We start from the raw sequence: 26,984 nt of genomic DNA, 5'->3' as shown, positions 1-26,984 counted from the left end.
GAAAGGTGACCAGACACATGGCTCAATCCTACCTTGGCCAGAAGCGTTTGCGCAAATACTTCGGTAAAATCCGCGAAGTCCTCGAAATGCCGAACCTCATCGAGGTTCAGAAATCCTCGTATGACCTGTTCCTGCGCTCCGGCGAGCAATCCGTTCCGACGGATGGCGAGGGGATCAAAGGCGTGTTCCAGTCGGTTTTCCCGATCTCGGACTTTAACGAGACCTCCGTCATCGAGTTCGTTAGCTACGATCTGGAAAAGCCGAAATACGACGTCGAAGAATGCATGCAGCGTGACATGACCTACAGCGCCCCGCTGAAGGTCACCTTGCGCCTGATCGTGTTTGATATCGACGAGGATACCGGCGCGAAATCGGTCAAGGATATCAAGGAACAGGACGTATTCATGGGCGACATGCCTTTGATGACGCCCAACGGCACATTCGTCGTCAACGGCACGGAGCGGGTCATCGTTTCCCAGATGCACCGTAGCCCCGGCGTGTTTTTTGATCATGACAAGGGCAAGACGCACAGCTCGGGCAAGCTGCTGTTCGCCTGCCGCATCATCCCTTATCGTGGCTCGTGGTTGGACTTTGAATTCGACGCCAAGGACATCGTGTTCGCGCGCATCGACCGTCGCCGCAAGCTGCCTGTGACCACCCTTCTTTATTCCATGGGGCTGGACCAGGAAGGCATCATGGATGCCTATTATGATACCATCCAGTTCAAGCTGAAGAAGGGTAAGGGCTGGGTCACCAAGTTCTTCCCCGAGCGTGTGCGTGGCACCCGTCCGACCTATGATCTGGTCGACGCCAAGACTGGCGAAGTCATCGCCGAGGCTGGCAAGAAGGTGACGCCTCGCGCCGTCAAACAGCTGATCGACGAGGGCAACGTGACCAATCTGCTGGTCCCGTTCGAACATATCGTCGGCAAATTCGCTGCCAAGGATATCATTAACGAAGAAACCGGCGCGATCTATGTCGAAGCGGGCGACGAACTGACGCTTGAGTATGACAAGGCGGGTGAAATTACCGGCGGCACGCTTCAGGATCTGCTGGATGCGGGCGTCACCGACATCCCGGTTCTGGACATCGACAACATCAATGTAGGCCCCTACATCCGCAACACGATGGCTGCGGACAAGAACCGCAGCCGCGAAACCGCGCTGATGGACATCTACCGCGTCATGCGCCCCGGCGAGCCGCCCACCGAAGAGGCCGCATCGGCCCTGTTCGACACGCTGTTCTTTGACAGCGAGCGATATGACCTCAGCGCCGTTGGCCGGGTCAAGATGAACATGCGTCTGGACCTCGATGCCGACGACAGCCAGCGTACGCTGCGCCGCGAAGATATCGTCGCCTGCATCAAGGCGCTGGTCGAATTGCGTGATGGCAAGGGCGATATCGACGATATCGACCATCTCGGCAACCGGCGCGTTCGCTCGGTTGGTGAACTGATGGAAAACCAGTATCGTGTTGGCCTGCTGCGTATGGAGCGTGCGATCAAAGAGCGGATGAGCAGTGTCGAGATCGACACCGTAATGCCACAGGATTTGATCAACGCGAAACCTGCCGCTGCTGCCGTGCGCGAATTCTTTGGCTCCAGCCAACTGTCGCAGTTCATGGACCAGACCAACCCACTGTCCGAAGTGACGCACAAGCGTCGCCTCTCGGCGCTTGGACCGGGCGGTTTGACACGCGAGCGTGCAGGCTTTGAGGTGCGCGACGTGCACCCCACTCACTATGGTCGCATGTGTCCAATTGAAACGCCCGAAGGGCCGAACATTGGTCTGATCAACAGCCTCGCGACTTTTGCGCGGGTGAATAAATACGGCTTTATCGAAACGCCCTATCGCAAGGTCGTCGATGGACAGGTCACCGATGACGTGCAATACATGTCCGCGACCGAAGAGCAGCGTCATACCATCGCTCAGGCGAACGCGAATCTGGATGAGAAGGGCCGTTTCGTGAACGATCTGGTCAGCACGCGCCAGTCCGGCGACTACATGCTGGCCCCGAACGAGCAGGTCGATCTGATCGACGTGTCGCCCAAGCAGTTGGTCTCGGTCGCCGCATCGCTCATTCCGTTCCTTGAAAACGATGACGCGAACCGTGCTCTGATGGGCTCGAACATGATGCGTCAGGCTCTGCCGCTGATCAAGGCCGAGGCGCCGCTGGTCGGCACCGGTATTGAGGGCGTCGTCGCCCGCGATTCTGGTGCTGCTATCATGGCGAAACGGGCTGGCATCATCGACCAGGTCGACGCCCAGCGTATCGTTGTGCGCGCCACGGCGGATATGGAACCGGGCGATCCCGGCGTTGATATCTACCGCCTGCGCAAGTTCCAGCGTTCGAACCAGAACAGCTGCATCAACCAGCGTCCGCTGGTCAAGGTGGGCGACACCGTCGGCAAGCATGAGGTCATCGCCGATGGCCCCGCGACCGACATGGGCGAACTGGCCGTTGGCCGGAATGTCATCGTCGCCTTCATGCCGTGGAATGGCTACAACTATGAGGACTCGATCCTGATTTCCGAGCGGATCAGCCGCGATGACGTCTTTACCTCGATCCATATCGAGGAATTCGAGGTCGCCGCGCGTGATACCAAGCTGGGGCCAGAGGAAATCACCCGCGATATTCCCAACGTGGGAGAAGAGGCGCTTCGCAACCTCGACGAGGCCGGGATCGTCTATATCGGCGCCGACGTGGAGCCGGGCGATATCCTTGTGGGCAAGATCACCCCCAAGGGCGAGTCGCCCATGACGCCTGAGGAAAAACTGCTGCGCGCGATCTTTGGCGAAAAAGCCAGCGATGTGCGTGACACGTCCTTGCGGGTCAAGCCGGGTGATTTCGGCACGGTTGTCGAAGTGCGCGTCTTTAACCGCCACGGCGTGGAAAAAGACGAGCGTGCGCTGCAGATCGAGCGTGAAGAGGTCGAGCGCCTTGCACGTGACCGCGACGACGAGCTGGCGATCCTGGATCGCAACATCTATTCCCGTCTGGGCGACATGATCCTTGGAAAAACGGCTGTCAAGGGTCCCAAGGGTGTCAAGTCGAACTCCGAGATCAACGAGGAACTGCTGAGCACGCTGACCAAAGGTCAGTGGTGGCAGCTGGCGCTGAAGGAAGAGGCCGACGCGCAGATCATGGAGGCGCTCAACGCGCAATACGAGGCGCAGAAACATGCCCTCGATGCGCGCTTTGAGGACAAGGTCGAAAAGGTTCGCCGCGGCGACGATCTGCCCCCCGGCGTGATGAAGATGGTCAAAGTCTTCATCGCGGTAAAGCGCAAGCTGCAGCCCGGTGACAAGATGGCCGGTCGTCACGGCAACAAAGGCGTGATTTCCAAGGTGGTCCCGATGGAGGATATGCCATTCCTCGCGGATGGCACGCCAGTCGATTTCTGCCTTAATCCGCTGGGCGTTCCCAGCCGGATGAACGTCGGTCAGATCCTTGAGACGCATATGGGCTGGGCCGCACGCGGCTTTGGCATCAAAATCGACGACGCGCTTCAGGGCTATCGCCGCAATGGCGATCTGACCCCGGTGCGCGAGGCAATGCATCTGGCCTATGGCGATGATGTCTTTGAAGAAGGCATCAAGGGCATGGACGAGGCGCAGCTGGTCGAGGCTGCTGGCAACGTGACGGGCGGTGTTCCGATCGCGACGCCGGTCTTTGACGGTGCCAAGGAGCAGGACGTGAACGACGCGCTTAGCCGTGCAGGGTTCGACACGTCGGGCCAGTCGATCCTGTTTGACGGCCGCACGGGCGAGCAGTTTGCACGTCCCGTCACGGTCGGCATGAAGTACCTGCTGAAGCTGCATCACCTTGTCGACGACAAGATCCACGCACGCTCGACCGGGCCATACAGCCTCGTTACCCAGCAGCCGCTGGGCGGCAAGGCACAGTTCGGCGGACAGCGTTTCGGCGAGATGGAGGTCTGGGCGCTGGAAGCGTACGGCGCAGCCTACACCTTGCAAGAGATGCTGACGGTCAAGTCGGACGATGTCGCAGGCCGCACCAAGGTCTACGAGAGCATCGTCAAGGGCGAGGACAGCTTCGAGGCCGGTGTGCCGGAGTCGTTCAACGTGCTGGTCAAGGAGGTCCGGGGTCTGGGCCTCAACATGGAACTCCTGGATTCGGAGGGGGAAGAATAGAAAATTCACCAGAGTTTTCTGGCCCCGGTTTTTTGCGAAAAACCGGGCGCCTTCCTTTTCCGGCCTACCCAAAATTCGAGGTAACTAAATGAACCAGGAACTGACAAACAATCCGTTCAACCCTGTCGCGCCGACGCAGACCTTTGATGAAATCAGAGTGTCGCTGGCGTCGCCGGAGCGTATCCTGTCGTGGTCCTACGGCGAGATCAAGAAGCCCGAGACCATCAACTACCGCACGTTCAAGCCCGAGCGGGACGGCCTGTTCTGCGCGCGCATCTTTGGCCCGATCAAAGACTACGAATGCCTGTGCGGCAAATACAAGCGCATGAAGTATCGCGGCGTCGTCTGCGAGAAATGCGGCGTTGAAGTCACGCTGCAAAAGGTCCGCCGCGAGCGGATGGGCCATATCGAGCTGGCTGCGCCCTGCGCACATATCTGGTTCCTGAAATCGCTGCCGTCGCGCATCGGTCTTATGCTGGACATGACGCTGCGCGATCTGGAGCGGGTTCTCTATTTTGAAAACTACGTCGTGATCGAGCCGGGCCTGACTGACCTGACTTACGGCCAGATGCTGTCCGAAGAGGAATTTATGGACGCGCAGGATGCCTATGGCATCGACGCCTTCACCGCCAATATCGGTGCCGAGGCGATCCGCGACATGCTGGCCCAGATCGACCTCGAGTCCGAGGCCGAGAACCTGCGCGCCGATCTGGCCGAGGCGACTGGTGAGCTGAAGCCTAAGAAGATCATCAAGCGCCTGAAAGTGGTCGAGTCGTTCCTGGAATCCGGCAACCGTCCCGAGTGGATGGTTATGACCGTTATTCCGGTCATCCCGCCTGAGCTGCGCCCGCTGGTGCCGCTGGACGGCGGACGTTTCGCGACGTCCGACCTGAACGATCTTTATCGCCGGGTTATCAACCGGAACAACCGCCTCAAGCGTCTGATCGAACTGCGCGCGCCTGATATCATCGTGCGTAACGAAAAGCGGATGTTGCAGGAATCCGTTGATGCTCTGTTCGACAACGGCCGCCGTGGCCGCGTCATCACCGGTGCCAACAAGCGTCCGCTGAAATCACTCAGCGACATGCTGAAAGGCAAGCAGGGCCGCTTCCGCCAGAACCTTCTGGGCAAGCGCGTCGATTTCTCGGGCCGCTCGGTTATTGTGACTGGCCCGGAACTGAAACTGCATCAATGCGGTCTGCCGAAGAAGATGGCGCTGGAGCTGTTCAAGCCGTTTATCTACTCGCGGCTTGAGGCCAAGGGGCTTAGCTCCACCGTCAAGCAGGCCAAGAAGCTGGTTGAAAAAGAGCGTCCCGAGGTCTGGGACATTCTGGATGAGGTGATCCGCGAGCATCCCGTGATGCTGAACCGGGCACCGACGCTGCACCGCTTGGGCATTCAGGCGTTCGAGCCGATCCTGATCGAGGGCAAGGCGATCCAGCTGCACCCGCTGGTCTGCTCGGCCTTCAATGCCGACTTTGACGGCGACCAGATGGCGGTTCACGTGCCGTTGTCACTCGAGGCGCAGCTGGAATGCCGCGTTCTGATGATGTCGACGAATAACGTTCTGTCGCCCGCCAACGGCGCGCCGATCATTGTGCCGTCGCAGGACATGATCCTTGGCCTTTACTACACCACGCTGGAGCGTGCGGGTATGAAGGGCGAAGGCATGAAGTTTTCGTCGATCGACGAGGTCCAGCACGCGCTGGACAGCGGCGATGTACATCTGCATGCGCGCATCACCGCGCGCATTCCGCAGATCGACGACGAGGGCAATCAGGTCTTCGAGCGGGTCGAAACAACGCCGGGCCGTGTGCGCCTCGGAGCGCTTCTGCCCAAGAACGCCAAGGCTCCTTTCAGCCTGATCAACCGCCTTCTGCGCAAGAAGGAAGTGCAGCAGGTCATCGACACCGTCTACCGCTATTGCGGTCAGAAGGAATCGGTCATCTTCTGCGATCAGATCATGACGATGGGCTTCCGCGAGGCGTTCAAGGCGGGCATTTCGTTTGGCAAGGACGACATGGTCGTTCCCGAAAACAAGTGGGATCTGGTTGGCGAGACCCGCGATCTGGTCAAAGGCTTTGAGCAGCAATATATGGACGGCCTGATCACTCAGGGCGAAAAGTATAACAAGGTGGTCGATGCTTGGTCGAAATGTAACGATCAGGTCACCGAAGCGATGATGAGCACCATCTCGGCCAGCAAGACCGACAAGAATGGCGCCGAAGCGGAGCCGAACTCGGTCTACATGATGGCCCACTCGGGTGCGCGTGGCTCGGTCACGCAGATGAAACAGCTGGGCGGTATGCGTGGCCTGATGGCCAAGCCGAACGGCGACATCATCGAGACGCCGATCATCTCGAACTTCAAGGAAGGTCTGACCGTTCTTGAATACTTCAACTCGACGCACGGCGCCCGTAAGGGTCTGTCTGATACCGCGCTCAAGACGGCGAACTCGGGCTACCTGACCCGCCGCCTTGTGGACGTGGCGCAGGACTGTATCGTGCGCGAGGTCGATTGCGGCACCAGCCGTGCGATCACCACAGAGGCCGCTGTCAATGATGGTGAGGTCGTCTCGTCCATTGGCGAGCGTCTGTTGGGTCGTGTTGCTGCCGAGGACATCGTGCGCCCCGGCACCGACGAGGTGCTTGTCGCCGAAGGCCAGCTGATCGACGAACTGACAGCAGACGCTGTCGAGGCGGCGGCAGTGCAGACTGCGCGCATCCGTAGCCCGCTGACCTGCGAGGCCGAGGATGGCGTCTGCGCCATGTGCTATGGGCGTGACCTTGCCCGCGGCACAATGGTGAACCAGGGCGAGGCTGTCGGCATCATCGCCGCGCAGTCCATCGGTGAGCCCGGTACGCAGCTGACGATGCGGACCTTCCACATCGGCGGCGTTGCGCAGGGTGGTCAGCAGTCCTTCCTCGAGGCTAGCCAGAGCGGCAAGATCGTGTTCGAGGGCGAGCAAACGCTCGAGAATTCCTCGGGCGACACGCTGGTCATGGGCCGTAACATGAAGTTGCTCATCATCGGTGAGGGCGACGTCGAATTGGCCAGCCACAAGGTCGGCTATGGCACCAAGCTGCACGTCAAGGCGGGTAGCACGGTCGCGCGCGGCGAAAAGCTGTTCGAGTGGGACCCCTACACCCTGCCAATCATCGCCGAAAAATCCGGTACGGCCAAGTTTGTCGACCTCGTGACGGGCGTTGCCCTGCGCGACGAGACGGACGATGCCACCGGCATGACGCAAAAGATCGTGATGGACTGGCGCGCGGCCCCCAAGGGCAACGAGCTGAAGCCAGAGATCTTTATCGTCGGCGAGGATGGCGAGCCTATGCGCAACGATGCTGGCAACCCCGTCACGTATGCGATGTCGGTGGATGCAATCCTCAGCATCGAAGAAGGCGACGAGGTCAAGATGGGCGATGTGGTCGCGCGTATTCCACGCGAGGGCGCCAAGACCAAGGACATCACCGGTGGTCTGCCGCGTGTGGCCGAACTCTTTGAGGCGCGTCGCCCCAAGGATCACGCCATTATTGCGGAAATCGACGGCTATGTCCGCTACGGCAAGGACTACAAAAACAAGCGCCGTATTTCGATCGAGTCCTCCGAGGATCCGGATCACAAGGTCGAATACATGGTGCCCAAGGGCAAGCACATCCCGGTCGCGGAAGGTGATTTTGTCCAGAAGGGCGACTACATCATGGACGGCAATCCCGCGCCGCATGACATCCTGAGCATCATGGGTGTCGAAGCGCTGGCCGATTACATGATCGACGAAGTGCAGGACGTCTATCGCCTGCAAGGTGTGCGGATCAACGACAAGCATATCGAAGTCATCGTGCGCCAGATGCTGCAAAAGTGGGAGATCCAGGACTCTGGTCAGACAACCCTGCTGAAAGGCGAGCATGTGGACAAGGCCGAGTTCGACGCCGCCAACGAAAAGGCGCTGGCCAAGGGCGTGCGTCCTGCTCAGGGCGAACCGATCCTCTTGGGCATCACCAAGGCAAGCTTGCAAACGCGCAGCTTTATCTCGGCGGCGTCCTTCCAAGAGACAACGCGCGTCCTGACCGAAGCGTCGGTTCAGGGCAAGCGGGACAAGCTGGTCGGTCTCAAGGAGAACGTCATCGTGGGTCGCCTGATCCCGGCAGGCACCGGTGGCGCGACCCAAGAGATGCGCAAGATCGCAGCGACTCGCGATAACGTCGTGATCGAAGCACGCCGCGAGGAGGCCGAAGCGGCCGCCGCATTGGCTGCCCCGGTCATCGACGAAGCAGACAGCGAGGCAGTCGCTTCCGAGACCTTGGGCGAGTAATGTTCGCCGCAAGTTGAGACGATGAGGCCCCGCAGCAATGTGGGGCCTTTTCGCATTTTAGAGGGCAGAGACCTTTCTACGAAAAATCAGAACCTTTTCTTGCGGATCGGCGGCGGTGACAGCGGTGGTGTTTTTTAGCAAGCCTGCACCTGCGGCAGGAGTATTTTTGGAAAAGTGAAAGCGGAGCTTGCGTGACAAGACGTTGGCTGCACAAATGCCGGGATGAAGTTTTCCGACAATACGATTGGCGCATTGCTGATGATGGTCGCGATGGCGGCTTACACAGCGAACGATACGCTGATGAAGTCCCTGTCGGGTGAGCTGCCGCTTTTTCAGGTGATCTTTCTGCGCGGGTGCCTGACCAGTGTTGCGGTCGCGGTGATCGCGTGGCGCATGGGCGCGTTTTCCAAGCGGGTGTCGCGGCAGGATTCGGGGGCGATATGTCTACGCGTCCTTGGCGAGATAACCGGCACCTACTTTTTTTTGACTGCGCTATATCACATGCCGTTGGCCAATGTGACTGCAATCCTGCAATCGCTGCCGTTGGCGATCACCCTGGTCGCCGCGCTGGTGCTGCGCGAGCGGGTTGGGTGGCGCCGCATGGGGGCGGTTCTAGCTGGATTTGTTGGGATATTGTTGATCGTGCGCCCGGGGTCAGAAGGGTTTAACATCTATGCGCTGTACGGTCTGGCCGCCGTCGTCTGCGTCACAGTGCGGGACTTGGCGACGCGCAGGCTGAGCCGCGAAACGTCGTCGATGCTGGTTACATTCGCGACATCGGTTTCGGTGATGGTGGTTTTTGGCCTCGCCAGTCTGGGGGGCGAGTGGGTGCCGCTGAGTGGCGCAAATTGGGGCGTCGTCCTCGGGGCGGCGGCGCTGATCGTGGTGGGTTATCTCACGTCGATCATGGTGGTGCGCGTGGGCGAGATCAGCTTTACCGCGCCGTTCCGCTACACCGCGATCCTTTGGGCACTGGTGCTGGGATGGCTGGTGTTCGGCGACTGGCCTCAGCCAATTGTGCTGGTGGGGGCCGGGATCGTCGTCGCGAGCGGGGTATTCACCCTCTACCGCGAGGCGCGTCTAGGGCGGCAAAAACGGCCCGCGCCTGTTCTTCGTCCACGTTAAAGCGATCCTTGAAAATCTGGGATTGGGTGTCTGAGAGCGGCTTCATATTGCGTGGGCGGAATTTGGCCTCGCTATCGTTGTCGGTGTGTTTGGCGCGGATATACATTGATGGGTGCGGATGGATGATGGACGGCATCACATGATGCAGTTTGTGATGGCCGAAATTCATGATCGTCTTGTTGTCGCCATCGGCGAAATGCACGGCGAGGCCGCAAGCCCAGAATGCGCTGATGACGTCCTTGGCGATGATGCCATCGCTGGACAGCGTAGCCGCGTAGCCGGTGTTGAATTCGATCGCCGTGCGTGGCTGGCGGCGGCGCAGGCGCGCTGTACGGCGCGCGACCGAGCGGGCCAGCTCGACGAAGTCCACGCCCATCGCATCATCGTCGTCGAGGCGGAATTGCAGGCTTTCGGGGCGGCCCTCGCCTAGCTCGTCCTGAATGGCCAATTGCAGGGCGAGGCGGTGTTTCAGCGGCTCGCATTCAACGATCTTGATCTGAGGGACGGGCGCGCAGAGGGTGCGCAGCTTGGTCAGCCACGGCTCTGGCATATTCTGGCCAATCACGATGAGGAATGTGAAATCGGGATCTGTCTGCGCACGCACGCTGGGCAATGTAAGCGTCTCGAAATGGGCAAAGCGCAGGGCCATGCGGGCAGAGCCGTAGAGGTATGCCTCGCGATCGGCGACGGTGTCGTGCATCCGTTTGAAACCGCCGAGGGCCGGATAGGAAAAGCGGCAGATTCCGATGACGCGCATGTGCTGTCCTACCTATAAAGCGCGCGGACATCGTCCGCGTCGATGTTGTATGTGCGCCGGAACGCGGCTTCGCCCGCGCCGTCCAGAAGAGGCAGGCGGACCGGTTTGATCCCGTTCTTTTGGCGCGAGTCGTTGAACTGGTTATGGCCGCGGACGAACATGTCCTCGCCCGGCAGAGTGACGACAGGCATGACGCGGCTCAGCTTGGCGTGGCTAAAATTCATGATGCCGCGCGACGCCCCCGGCGCCACGGCCATGCCAAGGGCGGGGGTCCAGAGCGTTTCGACTGTGGGCTTGGCGTGGATACCTTTGACGCTGATGCGGGCAATATGACCCTGATTGAAGTCGATCCCGATGTAACGATGCTTGGCCAGCATCGGTGCCAAATCACCCGCTGCCTCGCGCAGGCGCTGGATGAACGTGACAGCGACCGCATCGTCGTCATCCATGCGAAATTGCAGCGAGGGCAGGGGGCGATCCCCGCGCACCTGATTGATGACCTCCTGCATGACTTGACGGTGGCGGGCCGGCTCGCGGGGGATGATGATGGCCTGCGGCATATCTGCGACCAGATCCAGCAGCCGGGCCAGCAGCGGCTCGGGCATTGCCTCGCCGACCACGATGGCGAAGGTGAAATCAGGATCTGTCTGCGCCTTGAGCGGGGGCAGGGTGAGGGCCGCAAACGTCGCGAAACGTTCCTCTATTCGCACGTGGTCGTAGAGGAAAGCGGCGCGCGCCTCGGGTGTTTCATGCTCAATCTGGAAACCGCCGAGGGCGGGGTACGAGAAGCGGCAGAGGCCAATCACCTGCATCTTGGCTGTGTCCATAAGATATGCGATCCTGCCACAAGAGAGCGGTATGCTGGTTGCCTGCGCCCCTTGATGGCAGCGCAGCCAAGCCGAGACAAGGCAGAGGCGTGACTTTCACGCAGCCGGTGCATCATTCACCGCACGAACAGTGAGGGCCACCATGATTGACAAGCTGGAAATGGACTATGTCGAAATCTACGCCCCCGATCTGGAGAGGGAGCAGGCGTTTTTCGCCAAGGCCTTCGGCTGGGACTTTGTCGAGTATGGATCTGATTACCGCGATATTCAGGGCGCGGGTATCGGCGGTGGGATTGCGCGCGCGCCACAGGCACCGCCGCTGATCGTGTTGAAGGCGGACGATCTGGACGCGGCATTGGCGCAGGTCAAGGCGGCTGGCGCCGAGATTGCGCGCGAAATCTTTGATTTCCCCGGCGGACGCCGGTTCGAGTTTCGCGCGCCCGGCGGCACGATGATGGCGGTCTGGACCAAGTCGGAGGGTTGACACGCCCCTTGCCGCGCCGCCGTGCAAATGATCATGCGGGGTAGGGCGCAAACCGTTGTGCGGGCCTGTTGACAACCCCCGCGACTCCCCATATACGCCCCACATCCGGCTAGGGGTCGCCCTGTCTGCCGATATCAGAACTGAAGTGGTCAAGATCCGGACGCCTGGCGTTCCGATCCTCTGGAAACTCGCCGCGTCCGCACCATAAGGGTTGCGATCGCGGTTGTTGCCTATTGCGGACGCGCAGTGGGCATGGATTAACCGCATGGGGCAGCCCGTGCAAACACATGTGTCGAGAGACGGGGAAAGAACCGGAATGCCAACGATCCAACAGTTGATCCGCAAGCCGCGGAAGCCAAAAGTAAGAGCGCAGAAATCGCAGCACCTTCAGGGGTGCCCGCAAAAGCGGGGCGTTTGCACGCGCGTCTATACCACGACACCGAAAAAGCCGAACTCGGCCATGCGTAAGGTTGCCAAAGTGCGCCTGACGAACGGCTTCGAGGTCATCAGCTATATTCCCGGTGAGAGCCACAACTTGCAGGAGCACTCGGTAGTCCTGATCCGCGGCGGCCGCGTCAAGGACCTTCCCGGCGTTCGCTACCATATTCTGCGCGGTGTTCTGGATACGCAGGGCGTCAAAGACCGTAAGCAGCGCCGTTCCAAATATGGCGCCAAGCGCCCGAAGTAAGAGGATTAACAGATGTCCCGTCGTCACGCCGCCGAAAAGCGCGAAGTCCTGCCCGATGCCAAGTATGGTGATCGGGTTCTGACAAAATTCATGAACAACCTGATGATCGACGGCAAGAAATCCGTCGCTGAATCGATCGTCTACAACGCGCTGACCCGCGTTGAGGACAAGGCCAAGCGCGCCCCTGTGGAGATCTTCCATGAAGCGCTGGACCTGATCAAGCCGTCGGTCGAGGTGCGTTCGCGCCGTGTCGGTGGTGCGACCTATCAGGTGCCCGTTGAAGTGCGCCCCGAGCGCCGCGAAGCTCTGGCGATCCGTTGGTTAATCAATGCCAGCCGCTCGCGCAACGAGCACACGATGGAAGAGCGCCTTGCAGGCGAGCTTCTTGATGCCGTGAACAGCCGCGGTAGCGCCGTCAAAAAGCGCGAAGACACACACAAGATGGCCGAGGCAAACAAAGCCTTCAGCCATTATCGTTGGTAAAACAGATACTCTGAGGAAGCAGCCCCATGGCACGCGACTACGCTCTAGAACGCTACCGTAACTTCGGCATCATGGCCCATATCGATGCAGGCAAGACCACCTGCAGCGAACGGATCCTGTTCTATACAGGTAAGAATCACAACATGGGCGAGACCCATGAGGGTGCTTCGACCATGGATTGGATGGAGCAGGAGCAGGAGCGTGGCATCACGATCACTTCGGCTGCTACCACCACGTTCTGGCAGCGTCAGAACGATCCGACCCAGGACGGCACATCCGAGACCAAGTACCGGATGAACATCATCGATACGCCCGGTCACGTCGACTTCACCATCGAAGTCGAGCGTTCGCTGGCCGTGCTCGACGGTGCCGTTGCGGTTCTGGATGCCAATGCCGGTGTCGAGCCCCAGACCGAAACGGTCTGGCGTCAGGCCGACCGTTACAAGGTGCCGCGGATCGTGTTCGTCAACAAGATGGACAAGATCGGCGCCGACTTCTTTAACTGTGTCAAGATGATCAAGGACCGCACGGGGGCCATCCCTGCGCCGATCCAGATCCCCATCGGCTCGGAAACCGAGCTTGAGGGCTTGGTCGATCTCGTCACCATGGAAGAGTGGGTCTGGGCAGGCGAAGATCTGGGCGCGAACTGGACCCGTGGTCCGATCCGCGAGAGCCTCAAGGATCTGGCTGACGAGTGGCGCGCGAACCTGATCGAAGTTGCCGTCGAAATGGACGACGACGCGATGGAAGGTTACCTGGAAGGCTTGGAGCCTGATGAGGACACCCTGCGCAAGCTGATCCGCAAGGGCACGCTGTCGCTGTCATTCGTTCCGATCCTCTGCGGCTCGGCCTTTAAAAACAAGGGTGTCCAGCCGCTGCTGAACGCCGTTGTCGATTACCTGCCCAGCCCCAAGGACGTCGTTGACTACATGGGCTTTAGCCCCGACGACGAAACCGAAGAGCGTAACATCCCGCGCCGCGCGGATGACGACATGCCGTTCTCTGGTCTGGCGTTCAAGATCATGAACGACCCGTTTGTAGGTTCCTTGACCTTTACCCGCATCTATTCGGGCAAGATCAAGAAGGGCGATACTGTCCAGAACACGACCAAGGGCAAGAAAGAGCGCATCGGCCGGATGATGATGATGCACTCGATCCAGCGCGAAGAGATCGAAGAGGCATGGGCTGGTGACATCGTAGCGCTCGCTGGCCTCAAGGACACGACCACCGGTGATACGCTTAGCGATATCAAAGAGCAGGTGGTTCTGGAAACGATGACGTTCCCAGATCCGGTCATCGAGATCGCGGTCGAGCCCAAGACCAAGGGCGACCAAGAGAAAATGTCGGCAGGCCTCGCACGTCTGGCAGCAGAAGATCCGTCGTTCCGCGTCGAAACCGATCAGGAATCCGGTCAGACGATCATGAAGGGCATGGGCGAGCTTCACCTCGACATTCTCATCGATCGTCTGCGCCGCGAATTCAAGGTCGACGCCAATATCGGTGCGCCTCAGGTTGCTTACCGCGAGACCATCGGCCACGAGGTCGAGCATACCTACACCCACAAGAAGCAGTCGGGTGGTTCGGGTCAGTTCGCCGAGGTCAAGCTGATCATCTCGCCGACAGAGGCGGGCGAAGGCTTCTCCTTTGAGAGCCGCGTTGTTGGTGGTTCGGTGCCCAAGGAATATATTCCCGGCGTCGAAAAGGGCATCCGCTCGGTCATGGATAGCGGCCCGTTGGCTGGCTTCCCGGTCATCGACTTCAAGGTCGCGCTGATCGACGGCAAGTTCCACGACGTTGACTCCAGCGTCATGGCGTTCGAAATCGCAGGCCGGATGGGCATGCGCGAAGGTCTGCGCAAGGCCGGTGCCAAGCTGCTTGAGCCGATCATGAAGGTCGAGGTGATCACACCTGAGGACTATACGGGCGGCATCATCGGCGATTTGACATCGCGTCGCGGTCAGATCTCGGGGCAGGAAAATCGCGGCAACGCCATTGCGATCGACTGTAACGTGCCGTTGGCAAATATGTTCGGCTATATCAATACGCTGCGGTCCATGTCTTCGGGCCGCGCCCAGTTCACGATGCAATTCTCGCATTACGAGCCGGTTCCGAGCAACATCTCGGAAGAGATCCAGGCGAAATACGCTTAACCGGGTGGCGGGGACATCCCCGCCCTACCCAAACTGTAGGGTGGGCAATTAGCTCACCACCTGACTTGCAAAAAGAGGAGCCAAATCATGGCAAAGGAAAAGTTTGACCGCAGCAAACCGCACGTGAACATCGGGACCATCGGTCACGTTGACCACGGCAAGACCACGTTGACGGCTGCCATCACCAAGTATTTTGGCGATTTCCAGGCGTATGACAAGATTGACGGCGCGCCCGAAGAAAAGGCACGCGGCATCACCATCTCGACAGCTCACGTCGAGTATGAGACCGATGCGCGTCACTACGCCCACGTCGACTGCCCCGGTCACGCCGACTACGTCAAGAACATGATCACCGGTGCCGCCCAGATGGACGGCGCGATCCTGGTCGTGAACGCCGCTGACGGCCCTATGCCCCAAACGCGCGAGCACATCCTGCTGGGCCGCCAGGTGGGTATCCCCTACATGGTCGTCTACATGAACAAGGTTGATCAGGTCGACGACGACGAGCTGCTTGAGCTGGTCGAGATGGAAATTCGCGAGCTGCTCAGCAAGTACGATTATCCTGGCGACGACATTCCCGTCATCCCCGGCTCGGCCCTGCACGCGATGAACGGCACACAGCCCGAAATCGGCGAAGAGTCGATCCGCAAGCTGATGGCCGCTGTCGACGAGTATATCCCGACGCCTGAGCGTGCCATCGATCAGCCGTTCCTGATGCCGGTCGAGGACGTGTTCTCGATTTCGGGTCGTGGTACGGTTGTAACTGGCCGGATCGAGCGTGGCGTGATCAACGTTGGCGACGAAATTGAGATCGTCGGCATCAAAGACACCAAGAAGACGACCTGCACGGGCGTGGAAATGTTCCGCAAGCTGCTGGATCGTGGTGAGGCGGGCGACAACATCGGCGCGCTGCTGCGCGGTGTCGACCGTGAAGGTGTCGAGCGTGGTCAGGTTCTGTGCAAGCCGAAGTCGGTTACGCCCCACACCAAGTTCGAAGCCGAGGCATACATCCTGAACAAGGAAGAGGGTGGCCGTCACACGCCGTTCTTTGCCAACTATCGCCCGCAGTTCTACTTCCGGACGACGGACGTTACCGGCACAGTCATGCTGCCCGAAGGCACCGAAATGGTTATGCCTGGTGACAACCTGCGCTTTGGTGTCGAGCTGATCGCCCCCATCGCGATGGAAGAGGGCCTGCGCTTTGCCATCCGTGAAGGCGGTCGTACTGTCGGCGCCGGCGTTGTGTCGAAGATCACCGAATAATTACTCTGGGCGGGCATATTGCCCGCCCCAAGGGTTCGAAGAGGGAGGCCGGGTGGTCCGGCCTCCCTCCTATCAACTCCAATGCCGCGAAAGGCTAAATATATGTCCAGCCAGAACATTCGCATTCGGCTCAAGGCGTTCGATTACCGCGTACTGGATGCCAGCACGCAGGAAATCGTCAACACCGCGAAACGCACGGGCGCAGACGTCCGTGGCCCGATTCCGCTGCCGAACAAGATTGAAAAATTCACCGTTCTGCGTGGCCCCCACGTGAACAAGAAATCCCGCGATCAATGGGAAATCCGCACGCACAAGCGCCTGCTGGACATCGTTGATCCGACTCCGCAGACTGTGGACGCGCTGATGAAGCTCGACCTGGCTGCCGGCGTCGACGTGCAGATTTCGGTCTAAGGAGGGCACTAGGTATGTTGCGCTCTGGCGTTATCGCAAAGAAGATGGGCATGACCCGTCTTTTCATGGAAGACGGACGGCAGGTTCCTGTCACCGTTCTTCAACTGGACAAACTTCAGGTCGTCGCGCAGCGCACGGCCGACAGCCACGGCTATTCCGCGGTTCAGCTAGGCGCTGGCACCGCCAAGGTCAAGCGGACGTCGCAAGCCATGCGCGGCCACTTCGCCGCAGCCAAGGTGGAACCCAAGCGCAAGATCGCGGAATTCCGTGTCGCGCCTGAGAACCTGATCGCCGTCGGTGAGGAAATCACTGCTAACCATTACTTTGAGGGTCAGTTCGTAGACGTCTGCGGCACCTCGATCGGTAAGGGTTTCCAGGGTGCCATGAAGCGTCACAACTTCAAGGGTCTGGAAATGACCCACGGTGTTTCGATTTCGCACCGTTCGCACGGCTCCACGGGCCAGTGTCAGGATCCGGGCAAGGTCTTTAAAGGCAAGAAGATGGCCGGTCACATGGGTGCTGCACGCATCACCACGCAGAACCTGCAGGTGATCAAGACAGACGCCGACCGTGGCCTGATCATGGTCAAGGGTGCTGTTCCCGGTTCCAAGGGTGGTTGGGTGACGATCAAGGATGCGGTCAAGAAGCCGTTCCCCGAGCATGCCATTCTGCCCGCCGCGCTGAAATCCGAGGCAGAAGCCGCCGCCAAAGCCGCCGATGAGGCAGCCGCAGCAGCAGCAGCCGAAGAGGCCGAAGCAGCCAAGGCAGCCGCCGAGGCGCAAGCCGCACAGGAAGCCGAAGCAGAGAAAGAGGCCGAGGCCGAAATCGCAGCTGACAAGGCAGAGGCCGGCGACCAGAGCGAGACTCTGGACGAGACCAAGAAGGATGATGAAGCATGAAACTCGACATGATCAAACTGGACGGCAGCAAGGCCGGCTCGGTCGATCTGGGCGAAGACATCTTCGACCTGGACCCTCGCGCCGACATCTTGCACCGCGTCGTCCGTTGGCAGCGCAACAAGGCGCAGGCTGGCACTCACAAGGTGAAAACCCGCTCCGAGGTCAAGTATTCGACCAAGAAGATCTATCGCCAGAAAGGCACCGGCGGCGCACGCCACGGCGCGCGCTCTGCTCCGATCTTTCGCGGTGGTGGTATCTACAAAGGTCCGGTCGTGCGCAGCCATGCGCATGATCTGCCCAAAAAGGTCCGCGCACTTGGTCTCAAGCATGCCCTGAGCGCCAAGGCGCGCGCAGGCGAGCTGGTGATCATCGAGGACATCGGCAGCGTCAGCAAAACGTCCGCCTTGGCCAAGCAGATCAAGGATCTGGGCTGGAAGCGTGCGCTGATCATCGATGGCGCCGAGGTCAATGCAGATTTCGCCAAGGCTGCGCGCAACATCGAAGGTCTGGACGTCCTGCCGACGATGGGCGCAAACGTCTATGACATCCTCAAGCGTGATACGCTCGTGATCACCAAGGCGGGTGTCGAAGCACTGGAGGCTCGACTGAAATGAGCAAGTCTGAAATGAGCGCGAAAACAGAGCATTACGATGTGATCCGTAAGCCTGTTGTGACCGAGAAGGCCACGATGGCGTCCGAAAATGGCGCAGTGGTGTTCGAAGTCGCGATCGGCAGCAACAAGCCGCAGATCAAAGAAGCCGTCGAGGCGCTGTTCGGCGTCAAGGTGAAGGCCGTCAACACGACCATCACCAAAGGCAAATCCAAGCGTTTCCGCGGCCGTCTAGGCAAGCGCGCCGACGTCAAGAAGGCGTATGTAACGCTGGAAGAAGGCAACACGATCGACGTGACCACCGGTCTCTGAGATTTAGTTGGCTTGAAGATTAAGAACCCCGGCTGCGAAAGTGGCCGGGGTTTTTTCGTTTTGGACAAATGGTTTGTATGGCCTGATTGTTGAAATCCGGTGGGGTTGATTTATGGACTGGTCAAGCGGTTGCATAGAACGAGACGCATACCCGTTGTTAGGCATATGCGGAGTCATAGGCGCGCTTCGCAGCGTCCGAGTTTGAGGGTGAGGCAATCATGCCGCTTGTCTACCTTTCGACCGTCAATATCGATCCAATCGCCTTGGAAGCCGACAGTTGCAAGAGAGATCTGTTCTGTCACAGTGGTAATCAGACACGCGTCAAAGGGGCCTCTGCGCCCTTCATTCGAAATTGCTTTGTGCCAATCATGTGCTTCGAGAAAACCGCCATTTCCCGCAAGACCTCGCATCAGATGCGTGCACCATCTAGGAAAGCGGTCTCGCGATATTCCGATCGGGCCCGAAAATCCGGACCGATACAAGTCTGTTCTTCGATCAAGACTTCATAGCCAGCATCTGAATCGGAGAAGGATCAAAAGACGATTTTTCAACCCAACTTCAGACTTAATACTGCTGTGCTGAGGCAGGTGAGTGAGAAACGGACCATGCCGCCTCGTTCGTTTCCTTATTAAAATCTGGCGCGCAACGATTTCACCCCCACGCGTAGTTAAAACTCACGCTTATTCGATCATCCTCCGACATATTCACCGGCACCTCATGCCGCAGCCAGCTCTCCCACAACAGCACTTCGCCAGCTTCGGGTGTGACATAGCTGAACGTGCGCAGCTCTGCCCGCGCGTCTTTTTGCCGGGCAGGGGCGGCCATCATCATTGGCAGGCGGGGGTCTTCGAATTTGATCGCGCTGGTGCCTTCGGGCATCGTCACGTAGGTGGTTCCCGAAACCACCGAATGCGGATGGATATGCGATGAATGCGTGCCGCCTTCGGGTAGGATGTTGATCCACAGGCTGTCGAGTTTCAGTTTCTTGCCGCCCAGATCGAAGTCCAGATCAACCGCGAAGGCGGCGACGTGTTTGTCCAGAACCTTTACCAGATCGCGAAAGATCGGAAAGCGGTAGGGCAGATCGTCCAGTGACGCGTAGGAGGTGTATCCAGGATAATTGTTGTCCTCGCACCATTGCTGGCCAGCTTCGTCGTCCTCAGCGATGGACCAACAGGATGCCTCAAATTCAGGTATATCAATTGGCTTGCCCAACTCGCGCAATTGCGCGCGATAAAGGCGAGTGACGAAGAGTGAGGATATATCTGACATAACCCGGTGATAGCGCAGCGCACACGGCATGGCGAGGGCGGTTTTGCGTGGGGCAGGGCACCCGACATGGTAGGCTAGTGCCTGCGCCATGGACGGTGGCGCAACCTGCACGCTGCCCAAAACCATGCCTGCGACGTGCATTAGTCTTGGAATCGCTGCATTTATTTCACACTTCCTCCACTTATTTTTGTTTGCATGGACCGACACCTTTCGCCGGAGATTTTTCATGTCTGACAATTCTGATTTGCCCACCGACTCTGTACCCGAAATCGCGCCCAATCGCATGGCGGCCCCGGTGTCGCGTCCGCCGCATCCGATGGATGCCACATGGCTGATGCGTGTCGATGGGCAGGAATATGGTCCCTATACTGGGCACGACCTGAAGGAATTCGCCGACGAAGGCCGACTCGAAATGGGCACGGAGGTCATGCGCGACGGTGGCTTTGCGTGGATGCCGGCGCGCAAGGATGTGACGCTCGGCAGGTTTTTCAAGGCGGATGAACGGCCGCCTTTGCGCGCGGACGCCGCCGAGAGCGTGTCGACCGGAGATCGCAGCACCGTCGTCCAGGTTCACAATACTGTCCATGCCGCGACTGTCCCGCTTGACGTGGGGGCGGACAAATCACCCGGTGTTGCACTTGTGCTATCTCTGCTGTTCTGCGGACTTGGCCAACTCTACAACGGAGATGTTGGTAAAGGCATCCTGATGTTCTTCATGTGTATCCTGCTCTGGGCTATCCTGCTGGGATGGATCATCAATCTGTGGTCGATTTTCGACGCCTATGGGCGGGCCAAAGAACTTCGAACGCGCTACAATGCGCACCAATTGCACGCCCGGGCGCTGTAATGTCGGCGCATGGAGGCTGCCAGCAATGCGGCGGCATCCACATGTCTTATGAGGGGCGATGCAGGACCTGTGGAAGGACAAGCCTAATGTCTCATACGCGGAGCCTGAACTTGCCGGTCTGGCTTGATCAACGCTTGGGGGAATGGTTGCGGCACACACCGTTGCACAGGGTCGCCATGACTCTAGCGCTAGTCCCACTGGTTATTCCCCTGCCAATCGGCGCAGTTGCGATGTTCACGTTTTTGGTCTGGCGCAGCCAGATATTGCGGCAACACCTGCGGCTCTGGGGGCCCGTGCTGGTGGTGGCAGCGATCAACATTGCGGTTTCGGCCTGGGCCCTGTCAGAGCTTTCCGATGCGCTGTTGCGCGCTCTCGTCGATTGGTGGGGCAACATGCCGGGACATCTGCCCCGACCCGATCCCACTCCGGATACATCGGGATCGATGGCGGTCTGAATGCGTCGTGATTTGGCGCAAACCACCACTAGTAAGCATGGTGGCGTCTCTATATCTTGGCCCAGTGCCCAAAGGGGTTGCGCCCATGCGCCAACACCCCTATACGCGCCCAATCTGCAATGATCTCCACCGGAATCAGGGTGACCAAGTGTATCGAACGACGTGATGCATGTTGGGCTCTCCGGTGATGTTGAAAGGAATAGGGCGATGGACGCCAAGGAACTACGTGAAAAGACACCAGACCAGCTGCGCGAAGAGCTGGCGAACCTGAAAAAAGCACAGTTCAACCTGCGCTTTCAGGCCGCCACCGGCCAGCTGGAGAATGCATCGCAGATGCGCGTTGCTCGTCGCAGCGCCGCCCGCGTGCTGACCATCCTCAATGAGAAAGCCGCAGCCGCGGCGGCAGAATAAGGAGCCTGCAAGATGCCCAAACGTATCCTCTCTGGCACCGTGACGAGCGACGCCAACGCCCAGACAATTTCCGTGTCAGTCGAGCGCCGCTTCAAGCACCCGGTTCTGCAAAAAACGATCCGGAAGTCCAAGAAATATCGCGCCCACGACGAGAACAATACGTTCAAAGTGGGTGACAAGGTGCGCATCATCGAATGCCCGCCGCGATCCAAGACGAAACGCTGGGAGGTTCTGGAGGCGTAAGCCACTGGCACCTTTTCAGCTCAATCGAAACCCCGGGGCAAGGGCCGCATCGCCCCCCGGTAGGTCGGGAGAAACCAAATGATCCAGATGCAGACAAACCTGGATGTTGCTGACAACAGCGGCGCTCGCCGCGTTCAGTGCATTAAGGTTCTGGGTGGTTCCAAGCGTAGATACGCATCCGTTGGCGACGTCATTGTCGTCTCGGTCAAGGAAGCCATCCCGCGCGGTCGCGTGAAAAAAGGTGACGTGCGCAAGGCCGTCGTCGTTCGCACCGCCAAGGAAGTGCGCCGTGAAGACGGCACCGCAATCCGTTTTGACAGCAACGCTGCCGTGATCCTGAACAACGCGGGTGAGCCGGTTGGCACGCGTATCTTCGGCCCGGTGGTCCGCGAATTGCGCGCCAAGAAATTCATGAAAATCATCTCGCTCGCGCCGGAGGTGCTGTGACATGGCTGCCAAACTGAAAAAAGGCGACAAGATCGTCGTTATAGCAGGCAAGGACAAGGGCAAGGAAGGCACGATCGCTTCCGTCAACCCCTCGGCCGGCAAGGCCGTTGTGGATGGCGTGAACATGGCCATCCGCCACACCCGCCAGAGCCAGACCGCACAAGGCGGCCGTCTGCCCAAGGCAATGCCTATCGACCTCAGCAACATCGCGCTGCTGGATGCCAAGGGTAAGCCGACCCGCGTCGGCTTTGACGTCAAGGACGGCAAGAAAGTGCGCGTCGCTAAGACCACGGGGGACGTGATCGATGCTTGATACAGCAAACTATACCCCGCGCCTGCGCACGCAGTTCCGCGAGACCATCAAGCCCGCTATGAAAGAAGAGTTCGGCTATACCAACGACATGCAGATCCCGCGTCTGGACAAGATTGTCCTGAACATTGGCTGTGGGTCCGAGGCCGTTCGCGACAGCAAAAAGGCCAAATCGGCTCAGGATGACCTGACCACGATTGCAGGCCAGCACGCCGTCGTGACCAAAGCCAAGAACTCGATCGCTGGCTTTCGTGTTCGCGAGGACATGCCGCTGGGAACCAAGGTTACCCTGCGCGGCGACCGCATGTACGACTTCCTCGACCGTCTGGTTACGGTCGCGATGCCCCGGATCCGCGACTTTCGCGGTGTTTCGGGCAAATCCTTTGATGGCAATGGCAACTACGCCTTCGGCATCAAGGAGCATATCGTCTTCCCCGAGATCGAGTACGACAAGATCGACGAAGCTTGGGGCATGGATGTCATCATCGCAACCACGGCGAAAACCGACGCTGAAGCCAAGGCGCTGTTGAAGCATTTCAACATGCCCTTCAACAGCTGAAGCAGCGGGAGAGAGAGTTATGGCTAAGAAAGCAATGATCGAGCGCGAGAAGAAGCGCCAGAAACTGGTCGACAAGTTCGCTGCAAAACGTGCCGCGCTCAAGGAGATCATCAATGACCAGAGCAAGCCGATGGAAGAGCGCTTTCGCGCGACCCTGAAGCTGGCGGATCTGCCCCGCAACAGCAGTGCAACCCGTTTGCACAACCGCTGCCAGCTTACGGGCCGTCCGCATGCGTATTATCGCAAGCTCAAAGTGTCGCGTATCGCGTTGCGGGAACTGGGCCAAAGCGGCCTGGCACCCGGCCTCGTGAAATCCAGCTGGTAAGGGAGATTTGATATGAATGATCCTATCGGCGATATGCTCACGCGGATCCGCAACGCTCAGTTGCGCGGCAAATCCTCGGTGATAACTCCGGCCTCCAAAATGCGCGAGCGCGTGCTCGGTGTTCTGGCGGACGAAGGTTATATCCGCGGTTTTGAAAACGCGACTGGCAAAGATGGCCACCCGGCTATCGAGATCAGCCTGAAATACTTCGATGGCACCCCTGTCATTCGCGAAATGAAGCGGGTTTCCAAGCCCGGTCGTCGCGTCTATCTGGGCGTCAAAGACATCCCGTCGGTCCGTCAGGGCCTGGGTGTGTCGATTGTCTCCACCTCCAGGGGTGTGATGTCGGATGCAAGCGCGCGCAGCCAAAATATTGGCGGCGAAGTGCTCTGCACGATATTCTAAGGAGGCCTGTTAATGTCTCGTATCGGCAAAATGCCCGTGACCCTGCCTGACGGCGTCACTGCGTCGCTCAGCGGCCAGACAATCGAAGTCAAGGGACCCAAGGCGACTAAATCCTTCACCGCAACTGATGACGTGACCATCACCATCGACGATGGCAAGGTTACGATCACTCCGCGCGGCAATTCCAAGCGCGCGCGCCAGCAGTGGGGCATGACCCGCACTGTTGTCGCGAATGTCGTTCATGGCGCGAGCGCCACGTTCAAGAAAGAGCTGGAAATTCGCGGTGTTGGCTATCGGGCGCAGCTACAGGGCAATACCCTGAAACTGAACCTCGGCCTGTCGCATGACGTTGATTTTGAAGTTCCGGAAGGTGTGACTGTTACCGTTCCCAAGGCCACTGAAATTGTGGTCGAAGGCACGGACAAGCAGCTCGTCGGTCAGGTCGCGGCGAATATCCGCGATTGGCGTCCGCCAGAGCCCTATAAGGGCAAAGGCATTCGCTACAAAGATGAGTACGTCTTCCAGAAAGAAGGCAAGAAGAAGTAAGGAACGGGTAGATGGCAAACAGCAAAAGACAACTGTTTCTGAAACGCCGCCTGCGCGTTCGGAACAAACTTCGCAAGGTGAATGCAGGACGCATGCGTCTGAGCGTTCATCGCAGTAACAAGAACATCAGCGTTCAGCTGATCGACGATGTGAACGGCGTGACGCTGGCATCGGCCTCGACCTTGGAAAAGGATCTGGGCATGATCGGCAAGAACAACGTGGAAGCGGCCGCAAAAGTGGGCGCAACCATTGCCGAGCGTGCGAAAAAGGCCGGTGTCGAAGAAGCTTACTTCGACCGTGGCGGTTTTCTCTTTCACGGCAAGGTCAAGGCCTTGGCCGACGCCGCCCGCGAAGGCGGTCTGAAGATCTAAAGACAGCGTAGGCGGCCCCCTCCCTTTTTTTGGGACGGGGCCGTCTCGATGATCCGGGGGCATATGCCCACTTGGATTGATATATATGGCGCAAGCCGCGCCGCTTTGAGAAGGACATGCCGCATGGCAAGAGATGACAACCGTGGGGGAGGCCGCCGCAACCAGCGCGACGAGACCCCTGAATTCGCCGACCGCCTGGTCGCGATCAACCGCGTTTCCAAGACCGTCAAGGGCGGCAAGCGTTTTGGCTTTGCCGCGCTGGTCGTCGTAGGCGATCAGAAAGGCCGTGTCGGCTTTGGCAAGGGTAAGGCCAAGGAGGTCCCCGAGGCCATCCGCAAGGCGACCGAAGCTGCCAAGCGCGCCATGATCCGCGTGCCGCTGCGCGAGGGTCGCACGCTGCACCACGACATGGAAGGGCGCCATGGCGCCGGCAAGATCGTGATGCGCACCGCCCCTCAGGGTACCGGCATCATCGCCGGTGGTCCGATGCGCGCCGTGTTCGAGATGCTGGGCGTTCAGGACGTCGTCGCCAAGTCTAACGGCTCGCAGAACCCCTACAACATGATCCGTGCCACCATGAATGGCCTGACCAAAGAGTCGAGCCCCCGCATGGTCGCGCAGCGTCGGGGCAAGAAGGTCGCTGACATCATGACGACGACAGACGCGCCCAAGATGAAGGGCGAACAAGCGCCCGTCGCGCAGGAGGGTTGAAGAACATGGCAAAGACAATCGTCATCAAGCAGGTGGGCAGCCCCATCCGCCGCCCCGCCGAGCAGCGCGCAACGCTGATCGGTCTGGGCCTGAACAAGATGCATCGGGTCCGGGAACTGGAGGATACGCCCTCTGTCCGTGGCATGATTAACAAGATCTCGCACATGGTTGAGATCCTTGAAGAAAAAGGCTGAGTTTACTCGGCTTTGAAGTTAGAGCGCCTCGGTCAGAAATGGCCGGGGCGTTTTTCGTTTTAATGGCAGTGCAGCGGCTTGGACCCTGCGTGGCAGCACTGACCGGGAGGCGAGCTTTTCCGGCAGCCGCCGCTATGGGCGATGATTGGCGCGTCGGGTCGAACAGCACCAGATGCGCCGTGCATGCTGGCTGAAAAAGGCATTGTTGATGCCAATGTAAGTGCGCAAACTGCGGTAAGTGATTTGATCATAATGTAACGCCTAATGGTTGTGTTCCTTGACTGTGTTAACAATGGTTAACACAGTCAAGGCAGTTCCGCATCGCGCGGTAATCGAGGAGCTTCCCCATGATTATCAAAACATTAGCCGACACTCTCGGCACCGCCGACCATCTCAAGGGCGATGCTTTCGAGAGCCGCCGGATACTACTGGCCCGCGATGGGCTGGGCTATTCGTTTCACGACACGCTGATCCGTGCGGGCAGTATTCAGCGCTTGGAATACAAGAACCATATTGAGGCAAATTACTGCATCGAGGGTGAGGGCGAGGTCGAAGAGGTGGCGACGGGCCGCACATGGTCATTGCGGCCTGGCACGATGTATGTGCTCGACCGCCATGATGCGCACGTAATCCGTGCTGGTACCGATCTGAGGCTGCTATGCGTTTTCACTCCCGCGCTGACGGGGACCGAGACGCATGACGGGGGTGGCAGTTACGACCTGCCGGACTGAGGATGAGATCGGCCTCGCCGCGTCGGCACGGCTCTTGCAAGACGGGAGATGGCCAGCTATATGCGCCCGAGTATCGGATATATTCCGACTCAAAACCCAAGCAAGCCGCGTTCGGCCGCTCCCGTCGCTGGGGGCCGTATCCGGCAAAGGAGAAGCGACATGAAACTGCATGAACTGCGCGATAATGATGGCGCAACTAAACGGCGCAAGCGCGTTGGCCGTGGCCCCGGTTCGGGCATGGGCAAGACCGCTGGCCGTGGTATCAAAGGTCAGAAATCCCGTTCGGGTGTGGCGATCAAGGGCTTTGAGGGCGGCCAGATGCCGCTCTATCAGCGTCTGCCCAAGCGCGGCTTTAACAAGCCGAACCGCAAGGCATTCGCCGTCGTCAATCTGGGCCTGATCCAGAAGTTCATCGACGACAAGAAGCTGGACGCTGGCAAAGCAATCACCGAGGACGCGCTGATCGAATGCGGCCTCGTGCGCCGCAAGTTGGACGGCGTTCGCGTGCTGGCCAAGGGCGATATCAGCGCCAAAATCGCGCTGGAAGTGACCGGCGCGTCGAAATCGGCGGTCGAGGCGGTCGAGAAGGCGGGTGGCTCACTGAAAGTCACAAGCGCGCAGGCGGCTGAATAAGAGGTTGTGAGCGGCCAGCGCGCCGCTTACAAAACCCCTAGTTTTT

Annotated in this window: 30 protein-coding genes; 27 read left to right on the top strand and 3 right to left on the bottom strand. The window is 59.2% G+C overall.

The annotated features are described in order from the left end of the window. Positions 1-17: 17 nt before the first annotated feature. The 3 genes from rpoB to U3654_RS09715 all read left to right on the top strand — a co-directional run bounded on the left by rpoB (position 18) and on the right by U3654_RS09715 (position 9,594). A complete protein-coding gene (gene rpoB, locus U3654_RS09725) occupies positions 18-4,154 on the top strand; it encodes a DNA-directed RNA polymerase subunit beta (protein ID WP_324755139.1) in 4,137 nt (1,378 codons plus the stop codon). Positions 4,155-4,242: 88 nt separating this feature from the next. Beyond that, on the top strand, positions 4,243-8,469 hold the full coding sequence (gene rpoC, locus U3654_RS09720) for a DNA-directed RNA polymerase subunit beta' (RefSeq protein ID WP_324755138.1): 4,227 nt from the start codon (positions 4,243-4,245) through the stop codon (positions 8,467-8,469). Between the two features lie 222 nt (positions 8,470-8,691). Next, positions 8,692-9,594 (top strand): DMT family transporter, encoded by a 903-nt coding sequence (locus U3654_RS09715; RefSeq protein WP_324755137.1) that lies wholly within the window; start codon positions 8,692-8,694, stop codon positions 9,592-9,594. On the opposite strand, the gene U3654_RS09710 is transcribed toward U3654_RS09715, so the two are convergent. Next, positions 9,527-10,351: a glycosyltransferase gene (locus U3654_RS09710; RefSeq protein ID WP_324755136.1), complete on the bottom strand. Its 825-nt coding sequence runs from the start codon at positions 10,349-10,351 to the stop codon at positions 9,527-9,529. The two genes, U3654_RS09715 and U3654_RS09710, sit on opposite strands and share 68 nt — an antisense overlap. 8 nt (positions 10,352-10,359) lie before the next feature. After that, a complete protein-coding gene (locus U3654_RS09705) occupies positions 10,360-11,178 on the bottom strand; it encodes a putative rhamnosyl transferase (protein ID WP_324755135.1) in 819 nt (272 codons plus the stop codon). Positions 11,179-11,320: 142 nt separating this feature from the next. Here U3654_RS09705 and U3654_RS09700 point away from each other — a divergent pair, with 142 nt between their 5' ends. The 9 genes from U3654_RS09700 to U3654_RS09660 all read left to right on the top strand — a co-directional run bounded on the left by U3654_RS09700 (position 11,321) and on the right by U3654_RS09660 (position 18,478). Beyond that, positions 11,321-11,662 (top strand): VOC family protein, encoded by a 342-nt coding sequence (locus U3654_RS09700; RefSeq protein WP_324755134.1) that lies wholly within the window; start codon positions 11,321-11,323, stop codon positions 11,660-11,662. Between the two features lie 316 nt (positions 11,663-11,978). Next, positions 11,979-12,350, top strand: coding sequence for a 30S ribosomal protein S12 (gene rpsL, locus U3654_RS09695; RefSeq protein WP_324755262.1), 372 nt, complete (start codon positions 11,979-11,981; stop codon positions 12,348-12,350). A 12-nt stretch (positions 12,351-12,362) separates the two neighbouring features. After that, on the top strand, positions 12,363-12,833 hold the full coding sequence (rpsG, locus tag U3654_RS09690; RefSeq protein WP_324755133.1) for a 30S ribosomal protein S7: 471 nt from the start codon (positions 12,363-12,365) through the stop codon (positions 12,831-12,833). 26 nt (positions 12,834-12,859) lie between these two features. Beyond that, the gene (gene fusA, locus U3654_RS09685; protein ID WP_324755132.1) at positions 12,860-14,983 is read left to right on the top strand and encodes an elongation factor G; all 2,124 of its coding nucleotides are present in this window, start codon (positions 12,860-12,862) and stop codon (positions 14,981-14,983) included. A gap of 87 nt (positions 14,984-15,070) precedes the next feature. Next, the gene (gene tuf / locus U3654_RS09680; protein WP_324755131.1) at positions 15,071-16,246 is read left to right on the top strand and encodes an elongation factor Tu; all 1,176 of its coding nucleotides are present in this window, start codon (positions 15,071-15,073) and stop codon (positions 16,244-16,246) included. Between the two features lie 102 nt (positions 16,247-16,348). After that, entirely contained in the window at positions 16,349-16,657 is a 309-nt protein-coding gene (gene rpsJ, locus U3654_RS09675) for a 30S ribosomal protein S10 (protein ID WP_138934559.1), read from the top strand. Positions 16,658-16,671: 14 nt separating this feature from the next. Then, a complete protein-coding gene (gene rplC / locus U3654_RS09670) occupies positions 16,672-17,556 on the top strand; it encodes a 50S ribosomal protein L3 (protein WP_324755130.1) in 885 nt (294 codons plus the stop codon). Continuing rightward, complete coding sequence (gene rplD / locus U3654_RS09665) at positions 17,553-18,170, top strand: 50S ribosomal protein L4 (protein ID WP_324755129.1); 618 nt, start codon at positions 17,553-17,555, stop codon at positions 18,168-18,170. The genes rplC and rplD overlap by 4 nt, the downstream gene beginning before the upstream one ends. An 11-nt stretch (positions 18,171-18,181) precedes the next feature. Next, positions 18,182-18,478, top strand: coding sequence for a 50S ribosomal protein L23 (locus U3654_RS09660; RefSeq protein ID WP_324755128.1), 297 nt, complete (start codon positions 18,182-18,184; stop codon positions 18,476-18,478). A 651-nt stretch (positions 18,479-19,129) separates the two neighbouring features. On the opposite strand, the gene U3654_RS09655 is transcribed toward U3654_RS09660, so the two are convergent. Then, positions 19,130-19,750, bottom strand: a complete 621-nt coding sequence (locus U3654_RS09655; RefSeq protein WP_324755127.1) for a TIGR02466 family protein — start codon at positions 19,748-19,750, stop codon at positions 19,130-19,132. 226 nt (positions 19,751-19,976) lie between these two features. Here U3654_RS09655 and U3654_RS09650 point away from each other — a divergent pair, with 226 nt between their 5' ends. The 15 genes from U3654_RS09650 to rplO all read left to right on the top strand — a co-directional run bounded on the left by U3654_RS09650 (position 19,977) and on the right by rplO (position 26,938). Then, positions 19,977-20,597: a GYF domain-containing protein gene (locus tag U3654_RS09650; RefSeq protein ID WP_324755126.1), complete on the top strand. Its 621-nt coding sequence runs from the start codon at positions 19,977-19,979 to the stop codon at positions 20,595-20,597. Between the two features lie 176 nt (positions 20,598-20,773). After that, entirely contained in the window at positions 20,774-21,052 is a 279-nt protein-coding gene (locus U3654_RS09645) for a hypothetical protein (RefSeq protein WP_324755125.1), read from the top strand. Between the two features lie 207 nt (positions 21,053-21,259). Further along, a complete protein-coding gene (gene rpmC, locus U3654_RS09640; protein WP_138934549.1) occupies positions 21,260-21,463 on the top strand; it encodes a 50S ribosomal protein L29 in 204 nt (67 codons plus the stop codon). A gap of 12 nt (positions 21,464-21,475) precedes the next feature. After that, positions 21,476-21,706, top strand: coding sequence for a 30S ribosomal protein S17 (rpsQ, locus tag U3654_RS09635; protein ID WP_324755124.1), 231 nt, complete (start codon positions 21,476-21,478; stop codon positions 21,704-21,706). 78 nt (positions 21,707-21,784) lie between these two features. Next, entirely contained in the window at positions 21,785-22,153 is a 369-nt protein-coding gene (rplN, locus tag U3654_RS09630; protein WP_324755123.1) for a 50S ribosomal protein L14, read from the top strand. A 1-nt stretch (position 22,154) separates the two neighbouring features. Further along, positions 22,155-22,466, top strand: a complete 312-nt coding sequence (rplX, locus tag U3654_RS09625; RefSeq protein ID WP_324755122.1) for a 50S ribosomal protein L24 — start codon at positions 22,155-22,157, stop codon at positions 22,464-22,466. Continuing rightward, positions 22,459-23,022: a 50S ribosomal protein L5 gene (gene rplE / locus U3654_RS09620; protein WP_324755121.1), complete on the top strand. Its 564-nt coding sequence runs from the start codon at positions 22,459-22,461 to the stop codon at positions 23,020-23,022. The genes rplX and rplE overlap by 8 nt, the downstream gene beginning before the upstream one ends. A gap of 19 nt (positions 23,023-23,041) precedes the next feature. Beyond that, a complete protein-coding gene (gene rpsN, locus U3654_RS09615; RefSeq protein WP_324755120.1) occupies positions 23,042-23,347 on the top strand; it encodes a 30S ribosomal protein S14 in 306 nt (101 codons plus the stop codon). 12 nt (positions 23,348-23,359) lie between these two features. Then, positions 23,360-23,752 (top strand): 30S ribosomal protein S8, encoded by a 393-nt coding sequence (rpsH, locus tag U3654_RS09610; protein ID WP_324755119.1) that lies wholly within the window; start codon positions 23,360-23,362, stop codon positions 23,750-23,752. 12 nt (positions 23,753-23,764) lie between these two features. After that, entirely contained in the window at positions 23,765-24,298 is a 534-nt protein-coding gene (gene rplF, locus U3654_RS09605; protein WP_324755118.1) for a 50S ribosomal protein L6, read from the top strand. 11 nt (positions 24,299-24,309) lie between these two features. Continuing rightward, positions 24,310-24,669, top strand: a complete 360-nt coding sequence (rplR, locus tag U3654_RS09600) for a 50S ribosomal protein L18 (protein ID WP_324755117.1) — start codon at positions 24,310-24,312, stop codon at positions 24,667-24,669. A gap of 123 nt (positions 24,670-24,792) precedes the next feature. After that, entirely contained in the window at positions 24,793-25,380 is a 588-nt protein-coding gene (gene rpsE / locus U3654_RS09595; RefSeq protein WP_324755116.1) for a 30S ribosomal protein S5, read from the top strand. 5 nt (positions 25,381-25,385) lie between these two features. Then, positions 25,386-25,574, top strand: coding sequence for a 50S ribosomal protein L30 (rpmD, locus tag U3654_RS09590; protein ID WP_113912310.1), 189 nt, complete (start codon positions 25,386-25,388; stop codon positions 25,572-25,574). A gap of 347 nt (positions 25,575-25,921) precedes the next feature. Continuing rightward, on the top strand, positions 25,922-26,305 hold the full coding sequence (locus tag U3654_RS09585) for an ectoine synthase (RefSeq protein ID WP_324755115.1): 384 nt from the start codon (positions 25,922-25,924) through the stop codon (positions 26,303-26,305). Positions 26,306-26,464: 159 nt separating this feature from the next. Continuing rightward, entirely contained in the window at positions 26,465-26,938 is a 474-nt protein-coding gene (gene rplO, locus U3654_RS09580; protein WP_324755114.1) for a 50S ribosomal protein L15, read from the top strand. Positions 26,939-26,984: the final 46 nt, after the last annotated feature.

Source organism: Roseovarius sp. Pro17 (assembly GCF_035599575.1).
GTDB lineage: Bacteria > Pseudomonadota > Alphaproteobacteria > Rhodobacterales > Rhodobacteraceae > Roseovarius.
The sequence above is the reverse complement of the archived record's forward strand: the minus strand, read 5'-3'. Positions and strand labels throughout refer to the sequence as shown.

What these genes read in the sequence shown, in the direction of transcription:
- U3654_RS09710 (WP_324755136.1), bottom strand. Translation starts at nt 10,351, where the DNA reads ATGCGCGTCATCGGAATCTGCCGCTTTTCCTATCCGGCCCTCGGCGGT.
- rpoB (WP_324755139.1), top strand. Translation starts at nt 18, where the DNA reads ATGGCTCAATCCTACCTTGGCCAGAAGCGTTTGCGCAAATACTTCGGT.
- U3654_RS09705 (WP_324755135.1), bottom strand. Translation starts at nt 11,178, where the DNA reads ATGGACACAGCCAAGATGCAGGTGATTGGCCTCTGCCGCTTCTCGTAC.
- U3654_RS09645 (WP_324755125.1), top strand. Translation starts at nt 20,774, where the DNA reads ATGACTCTAGCGCTAGTCCCACTGGTTATTCCCCTGCCAATCGGCGCA.
- rpsQ (WP_324755124.1), top strand. Translation starts at nt 21,476, where the DNA reads ATGCCCAAACGTATCCTCTCTGGCACCGTGACGAGCGACGCCAACGCC.
- tuf (WP_324755131.1), top strand. Translation starts at nt 15,071, where the DNA reads ATGGCAAAGGAAAAGTTTGACCGCAGCAAACCGCACGTGAACATCGGG.
- U3654_RS09650 (WP_324755126.1), top strand. Translation starts at nt 19,977, where the DNA reads ATGTCTGACAATTCTGATTTGCCCACCGACTCTGTACCCGAAATCGCG.
- rpsJ (WP_138934559.1), top strand. Translation starts at nt 16,349, where the DNA reads ATGTCCAGCCAGAACATTCGCATTCGGCTCAAGGCGTTCGATTACCGC.
- rplE (WP_324755121.1), top strand. Translation starts at nt 22,459, where the DNA reads ATGCTTGATACAGCAAACTATACCCCGCGCCTGCGCACGCAGTTCCGC.
- rplC (WP_324755130.1), top strand. Translation starts at nt 16,672, where the DNA reads ATGTTGCGCTCTGGCGTTATCGCAAAGAAGATGGGCATGACCCGTCTT.
- rplN (WP_324755123.1), top strand. Translation starts at nt 21,785, where the DNA reads ATGATCCAGATGCAGACAAACCTGGATGTTGCTGACAACAGCGGCGCT.
- U3654_RS09700 (WP_324755134.1), top strand. Translation starts at nt 11,321, where the DNA reads ATGATTGACAAGCTGGAAATGGACTATGTCGAAATCTACGCCCCCGAT.
- rpoC (WP_324755138.1), top strand. Translation starts at nt 4,243, where the DNA reads ATGAACCAGGAACTGACAAACAATCCGTTCAACCCTGTCGCGCCGACG.
- rpsG (WP_324755133.1), top strand. Translation starts at nt 12,363, where the DNA reads ATGTCCCGTCGTCACGCCGCCGAAAAGCGCGAAGTCCTGCCCGATGCC.
- rpsL (WP_324755262.1), top strand. Translation starts at nt 11,979, where the DNA reads ATGCCAACGATCCAACAGTTGATCCGCAAGCCGCGGAAGCCAAAAGTA.
- U3654_RS09660 (WP_324755128.1), top strand. Translation starts at nt 18,182, where the DNA reads ATGAGCGCGAAAACAGAGCATTACGATGTGATCCGTAAGCCTGTTGTG.
- rplR (WP_324755117.1), top strand. Translation starts at nt 24,310, where the DNA reads ATGGCAAACAGCAAAAGACAACTGTTTCTGAAACGCCGCCTGCGCGTT.
- U3654_RS09585 (WP_324755115.1), top strand. Translation starts at nt 25,922, where the DNA reads ATGATTATCAAAACATTAGCCGACACTCTCGGCACCGCCGACCATCTC.
- rplO (WP_324755114.1), top strand. Translation starts at nt 26,465, where the DNA reads ATGAAACTGCATGAACTGCGCGATAATGATGGCGCAACTAAACGGCGC.
- U3654_RS09715 (WP_324755137.1), top strand. Translation starts at nt 8,692, where the DNA reads ATGAAGTTTTCCGACAATACGATTGGCGCATTGCTGATGATGGTCGCG.
- rpsE (WP_324755116.1), top strand. Translation starts at nt 24,793, where the DNA reads ATGGCAAGAGATGACAACCGTGGGGGAGGCCGCCGCAACCAGCGCGAC.
- U3654_RS09655 (WP_324755127.1), bottom strand. Translation starts at nt 19,750, where the DNA reads ATGTCAGATATATCCTCACTCTTCGTCACTCGCCTTTATCGCGCGCAA.
- rpmC (WP_138934549.1), top strand. Translation starts at nt 21,260, where the DNA reads ATGGACGCCAAGGAACTACGTGAAAAGACACCAGACCAGCTGCGCGAA.
- fusA (WP_324755132.1), top strand. Translation starts at nt 12,860, where the DNA reads ATGGCACGCGACTACGCTCTAGAACGCTACCGTAACTTCGGCATCATG.
- rpsN (WP_324755120.1), top strand. Translation starts at nt 23,042, where the DNA reads ATGGCTAAGAAAGCAATGATCGAGCGCGAGAAGAAGCGCCAGAAACTG.
- rplF (WP_324755118.1), top strand. Translation starts at nt 23,765, where the DNA reads ATGTCTCGTATCGGCAAAATGCCCGTGACCCTGCCTGACGGCGTCACT.
- rplD (WP_324755129.1), top strand. Translation starts at nt 17,553, where the DNA reads ATGAAACTCGACATGATCAAACTGGACGGCAGCAAGGCCGGCTCGGTC.
- rplX (WP_324755122.1), top strand. Translation starts at nt 22,155, where the DNA reads ATGGCTGCCAAACTGAAAAAAGGCGACAAGATCGTCGTTATAGCAGGC.
- rpsH (WP_324755119.1), top strand. Translation starts at nt 23,360, where the DNA reads ATGAATGATCCTATCGGCGATATGCTCACGCGGATCCGCAACGCTCAG.
- rpmD (WP_113912310.1), top strand. Translation starts at nt 25,386, where the DNA reads ATGGCAAAGACAATCGTCATCAAGCAGGTGGGCAGCCCCATCCGCCGC.